The sequence below is a fragment of the Bacteroides sp. 519 genome (genome assembly GCF_010500955.1).
GTDB lineage: Bacteria > Bacteroidota > Bacteroidia > Bacteroidales > Bacteroidaceae > Bacteroides.
On the sequence record NZ_QVMJ01000010.1, the window covers coordinates 43,768 to 62,982 of the forward strand.

Consider the following 19,215-nt stretch of genomic DNA (forward strand, 5'->3'; position numbering starts at 1 on the left):
AAAGAAATAACTTACTTTGATATATAATGGTTCATATTCCACCAAAACATCAAATATTCCACATAATACACCAAAAAAAACTCCTTAATGTTTCTTGTATGACATACATTTACCACAAATTAAATCTCTCAATAGAAATATTTATATTTATGAAACACTTTCTTTTTTCACTTTTCGTTTTTTTTATAGTTTCGAACATACATGCACAAAATGACACTCTTTATGTTGCACGTGACGGAACTGGACTTTATCGTAACATACACGAAGCTATTGATGCTCTACAGCATGCCGACAGGCTACCAGAAGTTATTTATATTAAAAAAGGTACATACAAAGAAAAGTTTATAATTCCTTCTTATATCCAAAACATACAAATTGTTGGAGAAGACACCGAAGAAACCATCATTACCTACGACGACCATGCACGTATAAATGAAATGGGGACTTTTCTTACATACACACTAAAAGTACAGGGTAATAACATCACTTTTAAAAACCTGACAATAGAAAATAACGCAGCCCAATTAGGACAGGCGGTTGCTTTACATACCGAAGGTGATAAACTTGTTTTCTTGAATTGTCGGTTATTAGGTAACCAGGATACAGTATTCACTGATACAAACGGTGCCCAATTATATTTTTTCAATTGTTATATTGAAGGTACTACCGATTTTATATTCGGACCAGCCACAGCTATATTCGAGGATTGTGAAATACATAGTAAACGGAATTCATATATAACTGCGGCCTCTACCCCAGCAGACATTAAATTTGGATATGTGTTTATTAATTGTACATTAACAGCTTCGCCTGCTATTAAGAAAGTTTATCTGGGAAGACCGTGGAGAGATTTTGCAGCCACAACTTTTATTCATTGCAATCTGGGAAATCATATTGTACCCGAAGGATGGCACAACTGGAAGAAACCCGAACGCGAAAAAACAGCAAGATATGCCGAATATAACAACACAGGAAATTCCGATATTAGCAATAGAGTTAGCTGGTCTAAACAGTTAACTGCTGCAGAAGCTGCCCAATACACACCCGAAACTATTTTTGGAGTAGAGGATAAATGGTGGCAACTAACACCAGCTTTTCCGGGTGCCGAAGGTTTCGGGCGCTATACAACCGGTGGTCGTGGAGGTGTTGTATATCATGTTACTAATCTGAACGACAGTGGGCTGGGTTCTCTTCGCGAAGGCATTTTACTAAATGGGCCTCGCACCATTGTTTTTGATGTATCGGGTACAATTGACCTTGATTCAAATCTGGTTATTGAAAATGGTGATCTTACCATAGCCGGCCAAACAGCTCCCGGAGACGGAATTTGTCTTAAAGATCATTCATTTATTATTCATGCAGATAATGTTATTGTTCGTTTTATCCGTTGTCGTTTAGGCGATGAACAAAAAGCAGAGCAAGACGCTATGGAAGGAAAAAGGGCAAAAAATATAATAATAGATCACTGTTCTATGAGTTGGAGTACAGACGAGTGTGCCTCTTTCTATGATAATAGTAATATGACATTGCAATGGTGTATTATCAGCGAAAGCCTCAATAAATCTGTTCACAGAAAAGGGAATCATGGTTATGGAGCAATCTGGGGTGGACAGAAAGCTAGTTTCCACCATAATTTAATGGTGCATCATTCCAGCCGCACCCCACGGTTATGCGGCAGCCGGTACACTGGTGAACCTGAAAAAGAAATAGTAGACATCAGAAACAATGTGTTTTACAACTGGGGACCTACCAACGGAGGATATGCGGGCGAAGGCGGAAGCTATAATTTTGTGAATAACTATTATAAACCTGGCCCATCAACTGCTACAAATAGGAAGATAACACACCGTATTTTTTCGCCCAATGCCGACGATGGGTTATATCGGAACAAACCCGGAACCTGGGGAACTTTTTATGTGAATGGTAACTATTTCGATGACTCTTGTCCACAGATTCGGGCAATACCTCAAGTAGTTAATGAAATAGCAACTACCAACAAAGATAATTGGAATGGCATACACCCCAATGAAAAACCGGATTATTCTTTACCTGCTCAAGGTATCAAATCGGATTTTGAATTTAATGTTGCAAAAGTAAGTACTCATACAGCCGAAAACGCATATAATAAAGTGCTGAATTTAGCTGGTGCCAGTTTGCACCAGGATGATATTGATATACGTGTTACAAAGGAAACTTTAAAAGGAAACTACACTTACGAAGGAACTTACAGCACCAATGGCATAATTGATAGTCCTTCAAATTGTGAAGGCTACATTGAATATAAGTCTGTTCCAAAACCTGTTGATAGTGATAATGATGGAATTCCTGATGTGTGGGCATCAACGTTTTTACCTCAAGGAAAAACATATAGGGATATTGATTCTTACAGCGGATATAGTTATCTGGAACTATACCTCAATAGTTTGGTAGAGGGTATAATGAAGGCTGGATTGGAGGATATTTAATATCACATAAGTGAGAAAAAAGTGCCACACTGATGAGAAAAAAGTACCACACCTGTGGTACAAAAGTGCCACAGGTGTGGTACTAAAGTATCTTAGCTGTGATACTTTTGTACCACCAGCGTGATACTTTTTTCTCAAGCTCAAAAAAACAGTGGTACTGTAATTTATTGATTTTCAGATATGATTTTACTCTCGTTTTTACTTTCTTCCTTTCATATATTCGCATATTCACTTTATTTGTATGAATGAACTAATAAAATTCACTTTTATTAGTTTTTCTAATCTTTTTATTATCTTTGCTCCGAAATTTAAGTTTATTAACCCTTAAAACTAAAGAAAGGGTATAATTATGTTGGAGAAATTATAATATCAAGACGGGGACTAAGCCGGCTCATCGGGATGAAGAGCCTTTGCAACTCATGTTCTATTACCTATCAATTATAACGGCTGCTATTTGATAACAGTTGATTAGTCCTGTACACACAATCTATTTTCTTATTTAACAATGTTGATACATTGAAGTGGTATGTTATATCCCACTATCAAAGGTATCCAACATCTTTTTCCTTTATTTATAATTATGGGAATACAACCTAAAGAATTAAGCAAACTTGGATATACCAATAATATAGCTCGTAGTTTAGCAATATCAATAGTAAACAAACACTGCAAACACGACAGTAAAGATGCTATTAAAACCATTCTGACTGATTTATTGGAATATCCGGAAAAATATAAAAACAACGAAATATGGGGTAAATTGGCCGAACACTTTTCGCCTACCCTAATAAATAAACAGTTCACAGTATATAACTTACGTAACGAGCCTTTAAACTATAAAACATATGGAAACAAATTTATTGATAGCTTAGCTAAACAACAAATGCAACTCGCCATGCAACTACCTGTTACCATTGCAGGAGCATTAATGCCCGATGCGCATGCCGGATACGGATTACCGATAGGTGGTGTTTTGGCTGTAGAAAATGCTGTTATTCCTTATGCAGTAGGACTGGATATTGGCTGCAGAATGCATCTTACTATTTTTGATGCACGAACAGATTTTTTGAAACGATACTCACACGGGATAAAGGAGGCCTTAAAGAGTTTTACACATTTTGGAATGGAAGGTGGATTAACTTTTAGTCAGGAACATGAAATTCTTGATCGTGCTGAATTTCAATCAACTGCATTATTAAAAGTTCTACATGGTAAAGCTGTTCGTCAACTAGGTACTTCGGGTGGTGGAAATCATTTTGTGGAATTCGGCGAACTGGAATTAAAAGAGAATAATGCACTTAACCTGCCTTCGGGAGATTATGTAGCACTTCTCTCCCACTCCGGATCGCGTGGTATGGGAGCAGCCATAGCCAAACATTATAGCGACATTGCCCGTGAGGTTTGTAAACTACCTCGCGAAGCCCAACATTTTGCATGGTTAAATTTGGATACAGAAGCCGGACAAGAATATTGGTTAAGCATGAATCTGGCTGGAGATTTTGCCCGTGCCTGCCACGAAAGAATCAGTATAAATCTGGGTAAGGCATTGGGATTGAAGCCAATAGCCAATGTTAGCAATCACCATAATTTTGCCTGGAGAGAAGAAATAGCTCCCGGACGTTATGCCATTGTTCACCGCAAAGGAGCCACGCCTGCCGGAAAAAATCAACTGGGATTGATACCCGGAAGTATGGCAACACCCGGATATCTGGTTTGTGGAAAAGGAATTGATGAATCCTTGAATTCTGCATCACACGGGGCAGGCAGAGCTATGTCGCGCCAAAAAGCAAAAGAACAGTTTACACAATCTGCTTTAAAGAAAATGCTTTCGCAGGCTGGTGTTACCCTGTTGGGAGGTAGTGTAGAAGAAACTCCACTGGCATACAAGAATATTGACCGTATTATGACAGCACAAGAATCGTTAGTAGACATACATGGCAAATTTATGCCTAAAATAGTTAGAATGAATAAAGAATAAAAACAATGGAAAACAAAATATATCTTCAAATTACGTCTGGCCGTGGTCCTGCCGAATGCTGCCGTGTAGTAGCTTTGGTTTTGGAGAAAATTATAAAACAAGCCCGGATAATGAAACTCAATGCTGAGATATTATACCGAGAAGAAGGTCCGCTAAACCGGACCCTTCTTTCGGCTATTCTATCACTGGAAGGAAGCAATTGCAACCAATTAGTTGAAGAATGGCAAGGCACAATTCAGTGGATTGCCCAAAGCCCTTACCGCATTTATCATAAAAGAAAAAACTGGTTTATAGGTATTAACAGCTACAAATCTCCCCAATTGTTTGCTTTTAATGATAAAGATATTACTTATCAAACATTGCGAGCATCAGGACCCGGAGGACAACATGTAAACAAAACCGAGTCGGCTGTAAGAGCCACTCATGTTCCATCGGGAATAAGCGTTGTGGCAAGCGACGAACGTTCGCAAATCCAAAACAAAAAACTGGCTACCGAAAGATTACTTGTACGTTTAGCTGCCTGGCAGGTTGAACAAACCATGCAGGTAGCGCAGGAAAACTGGAATAACCACAATAATTTGAAACGAGGTAATCCGGTAAAAACAATAATGGAAGATTTAACCTAAATTATTCATATTTCAGAATGGAAGGAGTTATCGCTTCGCTAGGAGCTATAACTACTTCCATTCTTATGAAAAATACGAAAATATTATGTAACTTTGCGCTCCGAAACCTAAAATGGTTATAGTGAAACTGGTTACAAGAAAAATACTACCCTTACTATTACTTATAGTTCTTAATGTATATCAGATAAATGTACTTCTATTTATCCATGTACATTATTCTAAAGGCATTCCTGTTACCCATTTTCACCCTTTTAGCGGACAACACGAACATCCGGACGACGGATTACATTTTATTGTCCATCTTTCCTCTTTTCTTTCATTAAATTCGGATTGTGGAATTACCTTAAAAAAACTTTTCCGTTCTATTATTAAGGTATTGCAACCTATAAAAACAACTCCTGTTTTTAAGGAAGTCCATTTAAGAATCCCTTCACTAAGAGCACCTCCCTTATTTTAAATTATTTGCCCAGATTTACGCTTTGCTCAATAGCAAAATGTATACAATGTTTATAATTTGGTGTATCAAAAGTGCGATTGAACTTTTTGATACACCCAATAATCTATTATTTATACTAATATATTCATTATTAAATGAGAAATCTACTATATATACTTGCACTAGTGTGTGCAAGCATAAACCTTTATGGGGCTAATCCTATAAAAGAAGGCAACATGATAGCCGGACATGTTATTGTAAAAGGTACAGACGAAAACATACCATACGCCACTATATTAATTGTAGAAAAAGGTACCGGAACAGTTTCGAACGAAGAAGGACAATTTGAGTTTAAAAAACTAGCCGAAGGTAATTATACGCTTCGTGTTGAAGCATTAGGATATAAAACACAAGAGAAAGTTGTTACTGTAAGCTCACAGTTTACAGCAATTGTACACTTTAAAATGGAAGAAGAAAGTTTCATTACTGACGAAGTAGTAGTTTCGGCCAACAGGAACGAAGTTAGCCGAAAATCGGCTCCGGTTGTAGTGAATGTAATAACTCCCAAACTCTTTGAAACAGTTAATTCTGTAGATATGGCCAAAGCACTTAACTTTCAGTCTGGCCTCCGTGTAGAGAATAACTGTCAGAATTGTGCTTTCCCACAAGTCAGAATCAACGGATTAGAGGGGCCTTATTCACAGATATTAATCAATAGTCGGCCCATAATCAGTGCTCTTTCTGGTGTTTACGGGTTGGAACAGATTCCTACAAATATGATTGAAAGAGTAGAGGTTGTTCGTGGTGGAGGATCGGCCTTATTTGGAGCCAATGCTGTGGGTGGTACAATTAATATTATAACTAAAGACCCTATAAACAACTCTTTCCAGGTATCAAGTTCCCTCTCTAATATGGATGGCCAGTCGTGGGAACAATACATGGGAGGCAATGTATCGTTGGTAGCCAAGGATAATTCGTATGGTATAGCCCTTTACGAAACATACCGCAACAGAAATCCCTACGACCGGGATGATGATGATTTTTCGGAGATTGGTAAATTAAATATGAATACGTTTGGCATGAGAGGATATTATCGCCCTACACACTTTAGTAAAATTAATATTGAATACCATACTACAAACGAATTTCGCCGTGGAGGTAATGCATTCGATCTGCAACCCCATGAAAGTGATATTACCGAGCAAACCAAACATGTAATAAACAGTGGAGGCATTAGCTATGATAATTTCTGGAATGAATATAAGCACAAGTTATCGGTATACGGATCTATTCAGCACGTAGATCGTAATAGTTATTACGGTGCACAGAAAGACGAATTTGCTTATGGAAAAACCGATGATCTGACTTGGGTGGCTGGAGCCATGTATGTGGGCAACATGGATAAACTATGGTTTGCACCAGCTACTTTTACTGGGGGAATTGAATACCAGCACAATGCCCTACACGACGTTATGACTGGTTATGAACGCAATATGAAACAGGAAGTGAAAATTGGCGGCGGATTTATACAGAACGAATGGAAGATGAGCCAACTAACTTTACTTGTTGGTGCGCGTTTGGACAAGCACAACCTGATTGATAATTTAATATTCAGTCCGCGTGTAAACCTATTATATAAACCTTCTGATAGTTTTCAAGCCCGGGCCACCTATTCAACTGGTTTCCGTGCACCACAAGCTTACGACGAAGACCTGCATATTACCGCAGTAGGTGGCGAAGGTATTCAAATTAAATTAGCAGATAATCTACGCGAAGAGCGCTCAAATAGTTTCAGTGGTTCGGTAGATTGGACAGGATTATTTGGACATTGGCAGGCAAATATTCTGCTGGAAGGATTTTATACAGAATTAAATCATGTTTTTGTTCTGGAAGATATAGGAGAAAATGAAAATGGCTATTTCGAAAAAGAGCGCCGTAACGGTAACGGAGCACGTGTATATGGATTAAATCTGGATGCAAAAATTGCTCATGGACGCACCGCCCAATTTCAGTTAGGATTTACAGCCCAAAGAAGTGAATATACTCAACATGAAGTTTGGGCCAAAGATCTGGATGAAAATCCATTAACCACGAAACGTATGCCACGTAGCCCTAACTATTATGGCTATCTTACATTTACTTCTGCCCCAACCAGTAAATTCGATTTCTCTGTTTCGGGAGTATACACCGGAAAGATGATTGTTCCACACATGCCACACGAACAATCGCCCCGTATGGAGAAATCGCCCAATTTTATGGATGTAAACCTGAAGTTAAATTATACTTTCCCTTTACGCGATCATATTAAGATACAATTAAACGGAGGTATTCAAAACATTTTCAATAGTTTCCAAAAAGACCTGGATAAGGGAGAGTATAGAGACTCGGGGTATTTCTATGGCCCTACTCAACCACGAACTCTCTTCGTTGGATTTAAAATTATGAATTGATACTTTTCGGAACATTATAGTTGCAATTTATCCTGTATATGGTTGTTTTTGCCATATACAGGATATTTTGTAAGATAAATGTAACATTCTGCTCATATCTACACCTCGAAAAAAGTTCCATATCACACAATAAATAGCCCAAAACTCTTATTTTTGTATTTTCTGTCTTGATTCAAGCTGATTTTATCTATAAGTTTGTAAAAAAGTGCAAAAAAGATGAATGAAATGACCTCACTACAACTTGAATCTCTTCCAGTTTTTCAAGAACCCAGAAAAGTAAATCGTATGAATGACGATTTCTACATTTTTAATGATCTAAAGAGTATGCCGATTTACGAAGTACCTACCAGATTAGATACAACCGTACTATCGGTTTGTCTTGATGGGTACACGCGGATAGGCGTTAATATGCAAGAATATTATGTTGGACCAGGTTCTTTAATCATTGCCTTACCCGACCAGATTATACACAGTATGGAAATCAGTGATGATTATCAAGGTATAGTAATTGCTATTTCACGGAAATATACAGATGAAGTTTTTCCAAAAATAAAAGTAATTCTTCCATTTTTCTTTTATACAAAAGAATACCCATGCTTAAACCTTGAAGGTAATGAACTGAGTTTTATAATGGAGTATTACAACCTATTCTGGGAAAGGATAAATGAGGATAGAAGAACTACAAAAGAAATTATTCTTACGCTGATTACAGCCATGTTTTACGAGATATATAACATATATGATACCCGTATTCCTCGTAAAACAGAAAAAAGAAACAGAAAAGAAGTAATATATGATCAGTTCATGAGATTACTGTCAGAAAATTACCGAAAAGAAAGAAGTGTTAACTACTATGCCAAAGCGCTATGCTTAACCCCCAAACACCTATCGAGTGTGGTTAAAAAAACAAGCGGACGCACTGCGGGCGAATGGATTGATAATTTCGTTATTTTCGAAGCTAAATCTCTGCTCCGGTCTTCACAACTTAATATTCAGGAAATTGCAGACGAACTAAACTTTGCTAACCAATCTTTCTTCGGAAAGTATTTTAAGCACTATACCGGAATGTCGCCAAAAGAGTTCAGACGTTCATAAATTCAACCTCTAACTATGTATCAAGAGGGTGTATTAAAAGTGAAAGTTCTTTTATACACCCTCCTCTATTCGTGCAGAATCTACTTTTTCCAATCTTTCTCTCAACCGGGGCATTAATGATTTTCGGATGCGTAAAGTCATTTCACAGTCCATATCATAGCTCTGGTTAATAATTGCCGGCTCTTCTTCTTTAACAATGCGCATTATATCATTCATAAAAGGCCATTCAAATGTTACTGTAATATCTTCATCTACTGTTTTTTCAATTATCGTAGCATTCGTAATGGCTTCGGCCGCAGCTGCCTTATAAGCAACAATTAAACCACTGGTTCCTAGTTTTATTCCCCCGAAATAGCGAACAACAATAATAAGGATATCAGTAAGTTCGTTAGAGTTTATCTGTCCAAGTATAGGCTTACCGGCAGTACCCGAAGGTTCTCCGTTATCATTTGCCCGAAAATCTTTCCTTTCGGGCCCCAACATATATGCATAACAAACATGGCGGGCATCATAATATTTTTTTTGATAATAATCCAGATGCTCTTTTATTTGCTCTGCACTGGTTACAGGTAGTGCAATACCTATAAATTTACTACGTTTTTCTGTATATACACTTTCAGAAGGTTCGGATATGGTTTTATAAATATCATCCATAACAACCTATTTTCCAATACAAGTATAATAAAATCCCAGGATTTCCATTTCTTTTTTATCGTAGATATTTCGTCCGTCGAAAACAACAGGCTGGTTTATCGCTTTTTTTATTACAGGCCATGACGGTAAACGAAACTCTTTCCATTCTGTAACAAGCAATAAAGCATCTGCATCTAAAACAGCATCATATATATCATTAGCATAATAAATAGAATCACCCAACCTTCTGCGGGTTTCGTCCATTGCAGCCGGATCATAAGCGCGAACTTTACACCCCGATTCAAGTAACTTATTAATAAGTATTAAAGAAGGTGCTTCGCGCATATCATCAGTTTCCGGTTTAAATGATAGTCCCCACAAAGCAATAGTTTTACCTTTTAAATCGTCATTAAAATATTTCTGTAACTTAGTAAACAATACACTTTTCTGAGTTTCATTTACATCTTCTACTGCTTTGAGTACCCGCATCTCGTATCCATGCTGTTCGGCAGTTTTAATAAGGGCTTTTATATCTTTAGGAAAACAAGAACCTCCATAGCCAATTCCGGGATACAGGAATTTACGGCCAATTCGCGAATCGGAACCAATTCCATTACGGACCATATTCACATCGGCTCCAACCAATTCACAAAGATTAGCTATATCATTCATAAAACTAATACGTGTAGCCAACATTGAATTTGCTGCATACTTGGTCATTTCTGCCGAAGGAACATCCATAAAAATTACCCGGAAGTTATTCAATAAAAATGGTTTGTATAGTTTGGACATTAGTTTTTCGGCACGGTCGGTTTCTACTCCTACCACAACACGGTCGGGGCTCATAAAATCGTCAACAGCATTTCCTTCTTTCAAAAACTCGGGATTTGAGGCTATATCAAACTCAATATCAACTCCTCTTTTCTTCTGTTCTTCTTTTATAGCTGCTTTTACCTTTGCTGCTGTTCCTACAGGAACCGTACTTTTGGTAACAACTAAAAGATATTTATTCATATTCCGGCCAATAGTGCGGGCTACTTCCAGTACATACTTCAGATCGGCACTTCCATCTTCGTCCGGTGGGGTACCAACTGCACTGAAAACTACTTCTACATCATCTAGTACACTTTCTAACGAAGTAGTAAAATGTAGCCTTCCTGCTTTATGATTACGCAAAACCATATCTTCGAGTCCATTTTCATAGATGGGAAGAATTCCTTTTTGCAAATTTTCAATTTTCTCTTTATTGGTATCTACACAAATTACATTTACCCCTATTTCGGCAAAACAGGTTCCTGTAACTAAACCAACATAACCGGTTCCTACAATAGCTATATTCATATCAGTAATTTTTTATTCAAAATTATTCAAAAGAGTCAGCATTACCAAATGGTTTCCCTAATTTATCTTTTTCCGAAAGAATTAAGTCGAACTCTCCTATTGGCCAATCAATATTTAAAGCTTGGTCATTGAACAGCAAAGTTCTTTCGGCAGCAGGTGTGTACACATTATCAACTTTATAAGTAAAAATAGCTTTTTCGCTTAGCACCAAAAAGCCATGAGCAAACCCACGAGGTATGTATATCTGACGTTTATTATCTTCACTTAACTCAACACTTATATGTTTGCCAAATGTGGGAGACGATTTTCGCATATCCACAGCAACATCCAACACCCTACCCTGAATAACACGAACTAATTTGGCTTGACTAAATTCACCTGTTTGATAATGTAATCCTCTTAATACCCCATAGGATGATTGCGATTCATTATCTTGAATAAAATTAACCGGTCCTATATTCTTTTGAAATTCTTCCATTTTGAACGATTCCATAAAATAGCCGCGGGTATCTGAGAAAACTCTAGGTTGTATAATCCATACACCATCAATTTCTGTTTGAATATAGTTCATTGTTCTAACGTTTTTATTGGGAACAAAGATAGATAATTTCTTCACATTCAACAAAAACACCCGAATGTAAAGGAATTACATCCGGGTGAAGATTATTTCTATAATAATTTTACTTTTTGAAAGGATCTCCCTTTTTATCTATACTTAAAACCCATCTGAATGCATTTATAAAAAGAAGATTTTGTGTAGCGTCGGTAAACTCTTCGTCGCCATGACCCATATTAAGGTAAATCATTCTATAGTTTTTATTTGTCCACACAATTGGAAAATCTCCGAAGTTCACAACATCTTTAATACCTAACGGATAATTCTTTTCAGAAATAGAGAGCAATACTTCTACATCCTTATTATTTCTGGGGCTGGGATTCCATTGATACCACTCACTGGCTGGTACTACAAAAGAAGCCGGAAGGTTTTTAGTTATCGGATGATTTGGATTATCAACTTCTACCAAAACCGGTTGAGGCGGCCAATTGTTACAATAGAACACACCACCACCCAAAAAGTTTACAAGCCAGGGCCATTTAGTATTTTTATCGTTATATGCGGCAACATGAAATCCCATCCATCCACCACCGTTTTCCATGTATTCTTCAAATGCATCGCGTTCGGTTTTACTGTTGGGATAACCATTGAGCATAACAACTATATCATACTCTTTCAGCTTTTCGTAAGGATAGTCGGCCAGACTTTCGGTAATATCTAAAATAAATCCATTACCATAATTTAATTTCTTAAAAAACTCAATTCCTTGCAAAGCAAACTCCACATGGGCACCTTCGGCATGATGAGTATAATACACCAATGTTTTGAAACGAGGTGCATTTGCGTAATTAGCAGGATAACCATCGGGGGTCTGTGCATTCAACATTGATGCACACATAAAAATCAGCAATAAAATACTGTACTTCCAGTTCTTCATAATTTTTAATTTATTTATTCGTTATAGTAACATTTTAATACTCTGCTATTAGTGATAACCATTTACCTGCCGACGTTACCCATACCTCTTTATAACATGCGTTATTGGTTTGCGGCCAATAAGGAACATCGTCATTACCCAAGGTGCGAATGCCAACAGGCATCTCCCCTACCATTTCGCCAGATGAGAAACTATCCATTTGCGGATAATTATGCCCCTCGCCATATATAAGTGATTGTCCGAACGGATTTTTTCCAACTGTCCAGTATAGTTGTTCCAAACCAACATTGAGTAATTCTTCATCTTTCAGGAAATTACCACATATTGCAGCTGATTTTCCTGTTGCTAAATGAATGGCTGTATTGCCGTTAAATATACTGAACCATACAGGGAAACGTTTCACATAATGTTCTTTATCCAGCTTTGCACCCTTCTGTACTTGTTCTATATACAATTCGTTGGCGTTAGCAGGTGGCCAAAGGTGCAAACTATTAAACCCTTTTATATCTTTATATTCCTCGATATGATATACACCACTTGGCACCATTCCATAAGGAGCAGTATATTGCATTAAACCTTTCAAATAATTTCCATATAATTGAATAGATTCTACCCATTTATTGTAATCCGAATGATTGGGTTGAGTTTCGCACAATAACGTCATTGCTTGCATATAAACTTGTTCGCGCGATTGATGATTGTAATGTACAATAGATTGCCGTGATTTATCTCTATAGAAAAATCCTTTAGTTTTATTTCTATCTTTCAAAGGTTCCTTTCGTTGACATTCTAATGTATATCGTATATATTCGGCAGCTAGCTGTGCATAATACTCTTCACCAGTTAATTTGTAAAGCATACTAGCCGACCATGAAATGGTTGCCATATATTGGCTTTCGGAAGTATTATAACTATGCTCATAGAAATGAAGGAAACCACCATAGCCATCTTTTTTGTACTTTTCAATAGCAAAATCAAAATCTTCTTTTGCTATTCTTTGAAGATATTCCTGCAACATCGGATCACGATTAATTGTCATTGCTGCATAGGCTTCATATCCTGCATACAAAAAATTATCGAATGCCAGATTCTGTACACGAACTGTCGAAATATCATCTTGTGTACTAAATATACCATCTAACCAGATAAGCAATCCTACACTGCTTGCCCGGTATCCGTCGCCATAACGGTTTTTCAACATAAACTCCAATCCCCATTCGGCTTCTTCCAACAATCGCATGGCAAGAGGGGTATTCCTGTCCTTTAATTTATTATATGCCTCAAGAAGTGAAAAAGTTACATCGCCTGTTTGAAGTGTTTGCTGTGATAAATCGCCGGCATCATGCCACCCGCCTGCATAGGATATCGATTTTCCATTATGTTTTGAACATAAATCAATATGACAGGTACTATGTATACCAGGAACAGCATATCCACAACGTTGGCAGAAAATGAAATTCAACACACGCCAAAGAGAATTATCCCATACCCTTTCGCTTATTAAAAATGAAGGAGTTACTAATTCACCTACCTTCAATTTATATACTCCCTGATTATTGAATGAAGAAAAGTCAATTACATTAAATTCGCCAATAGATGTTTTTTCCTGTTTTGTATTGTTTTCATAAACTACTTCATTATTGGTTGCATTAAGCAGTTGAAAACGTTTTTCTTCTCTATTCCCACTTAAAATCGCAGTTTTATTACTGTTGATTGAATACCCCGAACTTGAATAAATTATTTTATTTTCTCCCGGCACCCATCCACTTACAATTTCGGGTTCTTCAATCTGCTGCAACTCTATCTTATCAATATAATAAGTTGCCCAATCGCCGGTAGTTCTATCTTTTCCTTTCAGGGATGTATCAAAGCTAATACTCATTACCTTATCTCGTTGATACTCAGCAATATCAAGAAAACAATGATTCCATTGCTTATTCTTTAGATTTATTAAATGTGAACCACTGGGTGAATTATAACCCGGTTTTGATTGTGAGTTGTTATTTACGAACGATAAGTTCATATTTACAACACGCGCACCATCACAATCCGGATAAATAGAAAAAACTATCCGGTTATATTTTTCCCAGTTTTCACCTTTTATAATATAGGTAACTTTACTGCTACCATAAGTTGCATAATCTGGATCGGAAGGAGATCCTGTTGCTCGTTTACCTGTATTGGTTGGAAACTCCAACTTCAAGCTACCATTACCCGATATAGTTTTATCTTTAGTATACACCATATTGCCCAATCCGGAATGTACCCAACAATCCGGATTTTCTTTATCGCAAAGAGGTTTACTGTACAGAATGTTTTTCTTCATTTCGTTTGTTTCAAATGAATTTTCTGTATTTAAAGGTAATGGACTATGTATGAAACCCGTTTCGAGAATCTGCTTTTCCAAATTTGAGTCTGGAGTAATATGCAACTGAGCATAAGTAGACAACCCACAATAAAGGATTAAAAAAGAAGTGATAGTTACAATTTTCATCATGTATTTTACTTTTGTCTTCGTTTGCAATATTATCCATTATTCGGTAGAGTTAGGTTTAATAACAGGCAATTATACTCTAAAAACTATCAAACCTACATTATTCATACTATAGAATGGAAGGAGTTATCGCTTCGCTAGGAGTTAAAGGAGTTAAAGCTTTAGATGCTCTGAAATCTTAGAGCTATAACTCCTAAGGAGCTTTGCTCCTGATATTTCTTTGAACAGACTTTTATAAGGCCGTTGGCCTATTTTTGAATTATTGTATGACAAAAGCGAAGCCTCTGTGTTCAGCACAAGGAAAAGCTCCGTGTTTCTGTGTACCTCGTGTTTTTAACTTCAAATACTGTAGAAATTAACTTCAAATAGTGCTGTATTTAACTTTTGAATGTGCTGTATTTTTATTGGTTGCTTATAAACAGCCAATCGGTTTTTTATAAACAACCTAATAGCTTTCTATAAACAGCTAATTGGCTGTTTATAGAAAGCCCATCTAGGAACAGCAGTAAAAATAGTTATTTTGTGCGCAATTCGAAGTTAATTTATGGGGTTTGGCTACTTATTTTCTTAGCAACAAGTATATAGCTTCGACCCTTCGGTTTATATAAAGGTATACCACAGAAATTTGGAAAAATTAACGAAACGACTCGTATATACAAGGAATCTCAAAATAATGCTATAAAATATAAACTCACATCCTTTAGTATTAATTAAAAATTAATATATTTGCCCTCGGGTATTTTTTTGAGTACCTAACCACAGAATATAGAGGCAAAACTCTATATAGATATAAGTATTAACAACTAAAAACAAAGTATTTATGGCATCTAACATGTCAAGAAGAAAATTCCTGAAAACAGGAGCTACTGCTGCTATTGGGCTCACAGTTGTACCCAGCACTGTGTTTGGTAGCAAATTTGGGCACGTTGCCCCAAGTGATAAATTAAACATCCTTGGTGTTGGAGTTGGAGGACGCGGTTTTGGCGTACTTAAAGGTATGGAAAGCCAGAACATCATTGGTTTGGCCGATGTTGACTGGGGCTATACTTCCAAAAACGGTGTATTCAACCACTTTCCAAATGCAGAGAAGTTTCAGGACTACCGCAAAATGTACGACAAACTATTGAGCAAGGCCGATGCTGTTATGGTAGCAACTTCCGACCATGCTCATGCTATTATTGCAGCCGATGCAATGACAGCCGGAAAGCACGTATATGTAGAAAAACCACTTACGCACACTGTGTACGAATCGCGTTTGTTAACTAAGTTAGCCGACAAATATAAATTAGCTACCCAAATGGGTAACCAAGGAGCATCGGGCGAAGGTGTACGCAAAATCTGTGAATGGATATGGAATGGTGAAATAGGTGAAATTACAAAAGTAGAAGCATTTACCGACCGTCCTATTTGGCCACAAGGTTTACCACGTCCGGACAAATCAGAAAAACTTCCTAAAGGCTTAGATTGGGACTTATTTATTGGACCGGCTGCATTCAGACCATATAATTCTATATACACTCCATGGAACTGGCGTGGATGGTGGGATTTTGGAACAGGTGCTCTTGGTGATATGGCATGTCATATCCTTCAACCAGTATCTAAAGCGTTGAAACTTCAATATCCTACTAAAGTACAAGGTAGTTCAACTCAGTTACTTACTGATTGTGCTCCTAACGCTCAAATGGTAAGCTTTACTTTCCCTGCCCGCGACAATATGCCTAAAGTATCTATGCCCGAGGTAGAAGTAATTTGGTACGATGGTGGTTTGAAACCAATGCGTCCGAAAGGATTACCTGCTAACAAAGACATGAATGATTCGGGTGGTGGTGTAATTTTCCACGGAACTAAAGACACACTTATTTGTGGTTGTTATGGCGTTAACCCATATTTACTATCGGGTCGTACTCCAAACGCTCCAAAAGTGTTGCGCGAAGTAAAAGAAGGACATCAAATGGACTGGGTGCGTGCATGTAAAGAAAGTGCTGCTAACCGTGTGGAAACAGCGTCTCCATTCAGCGAAGCCGGACCTTTGAACGAAATGGTAGTAATGGGTGTACTGGCAGTTAGATTGCAAGCTCTGAATCAGGTATTGGAATGGGATGGAGCAAACATGAGATTTACCAATATACCTAAAGACGCAACCATTAAAACTATTATTGAAGATGGATTCCGTATAAAAGACGGACACCCAACCTTTAATAATAAGGTTACCGATCCGTATAATGCCGAAGAGTTTGCTAAAGAACTCATTAAACATACCTATCGCGACGGTTGGAAATTACCTGATATGCCCCGATAAATTAAACAATTAATAACAGTAACGGGTTACGAACATTTTGTAACTCGTTATCTGTGTTTTATTATAACTATTAAAGAAATAAAATAATCAAATGAAAAAATTAGCATTGGCAATTAGCAGTGTTGTTATTGCAGCATCACTGGCCTCTTGTGATGGTGGCACTCAAGCTCCAAAAACGATAAATCTTTCTTATTCTTCTGCTCCCGAAAAAGCTGAAACCGATAGTCTTGCATTTCCTATAGATAAAGATGGTTATATAACAATCTTTGATGATTCAACCTTTACAGGATGGCGTGGATATGGAAAAGATAGAGTGCCAAGCAAATGGGTTATTGAAGATGGCGCCATCAAATTTAATGGTGATGGTGGTGGTGAAGCACAAGCCGGTGATGGTGGAGACTTGATCTTTGCACATAAGTTTAAAAACTTTGAACTGGAACTTGAATGGAAAGTAGCAAAGGGAAGTAATTCGGGTATTTTTTATTTAGCTCAGGAAATATATAGTACTGACGACGAAGGAAACAAAAGATTAGAACCAATCTATATCTCGGCTCCTGAGGCGCAAGTACTAGACAATGAAAATCATCCGGATGCTAAGTTAGGTGTTGATGGTAACAGAAAATCAATGTCGTTATATGATATGATTCCTGCTGAACCTCAAAATTCAAAACCATTTGGAGAATGGAACAAAGCCAAAATCATGGTATATAAAGGAACTGTTATTCACGGACAAAATGATAAAAATGTAGTAGAATACCACCTTTGGACTCAACAATGGACCGATATGCTACAAGCAAGTAAATTCAGTGAAAAAGCATGGCCTTTAGCATTTGAATTACTAAACAATGTAGGTGGCGAAAAGAGAGAAGGTTATATTGGTCTTCAAGATCATGGTGACGATGTTTGGTTCCGTAACATTCGCGTAAAAATTCTCGACTAATGAAAAAACTTTTATTATTTGCAGCACTACCATTGTTTATGGCTAGTTGCAACGCCCCTAAAACAGAACAGGCTCAACCAATTGAGCCTGTAAAAAAAGATATCGCTGTACAACTTTATTCGTTATTAAGACATGGAGTTTCTGACGATTACGATGGTACCATAAAGAAAGTTGGCGAAATGGGATTTACATCTGTTGAAGCTGCCGGATATGGAGATGGCAAATTCTACGGAAAAACTCCCGAAGCATTCAAAGCCGATCTGGAAGCGGTTGGAGTATACGCTCTATCTTCACACACTGGTAGAGGATTATCGGCTGATGAATTGAAATCGAAAAAATATTCGGACGAAACAACTGCTTGGTGGGACCAATGTATTGCTGCCCATAAAGCTGCCGGTATGAAATACATTGTAACTCCTTCGATGGAAGTACCTAAAACAATAGAAGATTTGCAAACGTATTGCGAATATTATAACGAAATAGGAAGAAAGTGTAAAGAGAACGGCATGAAGTTTGGCTATCATAATCATGCTTTTGAATTCGTGAAAATTAAAAACGGCGAAAACGAAGTGGTTATGTACGACTACATGATCCAGAATACAGATCCAGCTTTAGTTCTCTTCGAAATGGATGTATATTGGGTAGTGAGAGGGGCTGCAAGTCCAGTTGACTATTTCAATAAATACCCTGGACGCTTTGAAGTACTTCACGTTAAAGATAACAAAGAGTTAGGCCAAAGTGGTATGGTAGGATTTGATGCTATTTTCAAAAACACCGATACCGCCGGAGTTAAACACCTGATTATTGAGGTAGAAAAATATAATTTCGAACCAACCGAAAGCGTAAAGAAGAGTCTTGAATACCTACAAAACTGTTCTTTGGTAAAAGAAAGCTATATCTAAATGAAGTAGATAAAGATAATAAAGTAAATAAAGGTAATAGAGTAGATGCTTTATTACCTTTTA

General features: G+C 37.2%; 13 protein-coding genes. 8 read left to right on the forward strand and 5 right to left on the reverse strand.

The annotated features are described in order from the left end of the window. Positions 1 to 149: 149 nt before the first annotated feature. The 5 genes from D0T85_RS22770 to D0T85_RS10700 all read left to right on the forward strand — a co-directional run bounded on the left by D0T85_RS22770 (position 150) and on the right by D0T85_RS10700 (position 9,050). Positions 150 to 2,465 carry a pectinesterase family protein gene (locus tag D0T85_RS22770; protein ID WP_239060696.1) on the forward strand — a complete coding sequence of 772 codons (2,316 nt, stop codon included), beginning with the start codon at positions 150 to 152 and terminating at the stop codon, positions 2,463 to 2,465. Positions 2,466 to 3,045: 580 nt separating this feature from the next. Continuing rightward, complete coding sequence (locus D0T85_RS10685; protein ID WP_163213097.1) at positions 3,046 to 4,443, forward strand: RtcB family protein; 1,398 nt, start codon at positions 3,046 to 3,048, stop codon at positions 4,441 to 4,443. Between the two features lie 5 nt (positions 4,444 to 4,448). Further along, entirely contained in the window at positions 4,449 to 5,069 is a 621-nt protein-coding gene (prfH, locus tag D0T85_RS10690) for a peptide chain release factor H (RefSeq protein ID WP_163213099.1), read from the forward strand. A gap of 591 nt (positions 5,070 to 5,660) precedes the next feature. Then, positions 5,661 to 7,955: a TonB-dependent receptor gene (locus tag D0T85_RS10695; RefSeq protein WP_163213101.1), complete on the forward strand. Its 2,295-nt coding sequence runs from the start codon at positions 5,661 to 5,663 to the stop codon at positions 7,953 to 7,955. 285 nt (positions 7,956 to 8,240) lie between these two features. After that, a complete protein-coding gene (locus D0T85_RS10700; RefSeq protein WP_239060697.1) occupies positions 8,241 to 9,050 on the forward strand; it encodes an AraC family transcriptional regulator in 810 nt (269 codons plus the stop codon). A gap of 51 nt (positions 9,051 to 9,101) precedes the next feature. Here D0T85_RS10700 and D0T85_RS10705 read toward each other — a convergent pair whose 3' ends face one another. From D0T85_RS10705 to D0T85_RS10725, 5 genes are all read right to left on the reverse strand, one after another. Next, positions 9,102 to 9,704, reverse strand: coding sequence for a YigZ family protein (locus D0T85_RS10705; RefSeq protein WP_163213105.1), 603 nt, complete (start codon positions 9,702 to 9,704; stop codon positions 9,102 to 9,104). 6 nt (positions 9,705 to 9,710) lie between these two features. Continuing rightward, positions 9,711 to 11,024, reverse strand: a complete 1,314-nt coding sequence (locus D0T85_RS10710; protein WP_163213107.1) for a UDP-glucose/GDP-mannose dehydrogenase family protein — start codon at positions 11,022 to 11,024, stop codon at positions 9,711 to 9,713. A 22-nt stretch (positions 11,025 to 11,046) separates the two neighbouring features. Beyond that, complete coding sequence (gene rfbC / locus D0T85_RS10715; protein ID WP_163213109.1) at positions 11,047 to 11,595, reverse strand: dTDP-4-dehydrorhamnose 3,5-epimerase; 549 nt, start codon at positions 11,593 to 11,595, stop codon at positions 11,047 to 11,049. 109 nt (positions 11,596 to 11,704) lie between these two features. Continuing rightward, complete coding sequence (locus D0T85_RS10720) at positions 11,705 to 12,517, reverse strand: ThuA domain-containing protein (protein WP_163213111.1); 813 nt, start codon at positions 12,515 to 12,517, stop codon at positions 11,705 to 11,707. A gap of 34 nt (positions 12,518 to 12,551) precedes the next feature. Then, positions 12,552 to 15,011, reverse strand: a complete 2,460-nt coding sequence (locus tag D0T85_RS10725) for a glycoside hydrolase family 9 protein (protein ID WP_163213161.1) — start codon at positions 15,009 to 15,011, stop codon at positions 12,552 to 12,554. A gap of 820 nt (positions 15,012 to 15,831) precedes the next feature. Between D0T85_RS10725 and D0T85_RS10730 the strand changes: the two genes are divergently transcribed. From D0T85_RS10730 to D0T85_RS10740, 3 genes are all read left to right on the forward strand, one after another. Continuing rightward, positions 15,832 to 17,310 (forward strand): Gfo/Idh/MocA family protein, encoded by a 1,479-nt coding sequence (locus tag D0T85_RS10730; RefSeq protein WP_203558457.1) that lies wholly within the window; start codon positions 15,832 to 15,834, stop codon positions 17,308 to 17,310. A 91-nt stretch (positions 17,311 to 17,401) separates the two neighbouring features. Beyond that, entirely contained in the window at positions 17,402 to 18,250 is an 849-nt protein-coding gene (locus tag D0T85_RS10735) for a DUF1080 domain-containing protein (RefSeq protein ID WP_163213114.1), read from the forward strand. Then, on the forward strand, positions 18,250 to 19,152 hold the full coding sequence (locus D0T85_RS10740; protein WP_163213116.1) for a sugar phosphate isomerase/epimerase: 903 nt from the start codon (positions 18,250 to 18,252) through the stop codon (positions 19,150 to 19,152). The genes D0T85_RS10735 and D0T85_RS10740 overlap by 1 nt, the downstream gene beginning before the upstream one ends. Positions 19,153 to 19,215 lie beyond the last annotated feature (63 nt).

Excerpts from the sequence above, each read along its gene's own strand:
- D0T85_RS10735 (WP_163213114.1), top strand. The coding sequence starts at position 17,402 with ATGAAAAAATTAGCATTGGCAATTAGCAGTGTTGTTATTGCAGCATCA.
- D0T85_RS10695 (WP_163213101.1), top strand. The coding sequence starts at position 5,661 with ATGAGAAATCTACTATATATACTTGCACTAGTGTGTGCAAGCATAAAC.
- prfH (WP_163213099.1), top strand. The coding sequence starts at position 4,449 with ATGGAAAACAAAATATATCTTCAAATTACGTCTGGCCGTGGTCCTGCC.
- D0T85_RS10730 (WP_203558457.1), top strand. The coding sequence starts at position 15,832 with ATGGCATCTAACATGTCAAGAAGAAAATTCCTGAAAACAGGAGCTACT.
- D0T85_RS10740 (WP_163213116.1), top strand. The coding sequence starts at position 18,250 with ATGAAAAAACTTTTATTATTTGCAGCACTACCATTGTTTATGGCTAGT.
- D0T85_RS10710 (WP_163213107.1), bottom strand. The coding sequence starts at position 11,024 with ATGAATATAGCTATTGTAGGAACCGGTTATGTTGGTTTAGTTACAGGA.
- rfbC (WP_163213109.1), bottom strand. The coding sequence starts at position 11,595 with ATGAACTATATTCAAACAGAAATTGATGGTGTATGGATTATACAACCT.
- D0T85_RS10705 (WP_163213105.1), bottom strand. The coding sequence starts at position 9,704 with ATGGATGATATTTATAAAACCATATCCGAACCTTCTGAAAGTGTATAT.
- D0T85_RS10700 (WP_239060697.1), top strand. The coding sequence starts at position 8,241 with ATGAATGACGATTTCTACATTTTTAATGATCTAAAGAGTATGCCGATT.
- D0T85_RS10725 (WP_163213161.1), bottom strand. The coding sequence starts at position 15,011 with ATGAAAATTGTAACTATCACTTCTTTTTTAATCCTTTATTGTGGGTTG.
- D0T85_RS10720 (WP_163213111.1), bottom strand. The coding sequence starts at position 12,517 with ATGAAGAACTGGAAGTACAGTATTTTATTGCTGATTTTTATGTGTGCA.
- D0T85_RS22770 (WP_239060696.1), top strand. The coding sequence starts at position 150 with ATGAAACACTTTCTTTTTTCACTTTTCGTTTTTTTTATAGTTTCGAAC.
- D0T85_RS10685 (WP_163213097.1), top strand. The coding sequence starts at position 3,046 with ATGGGAATACAACCTAAAGAATTAAGCAAACTTGGATATACCAATAAT.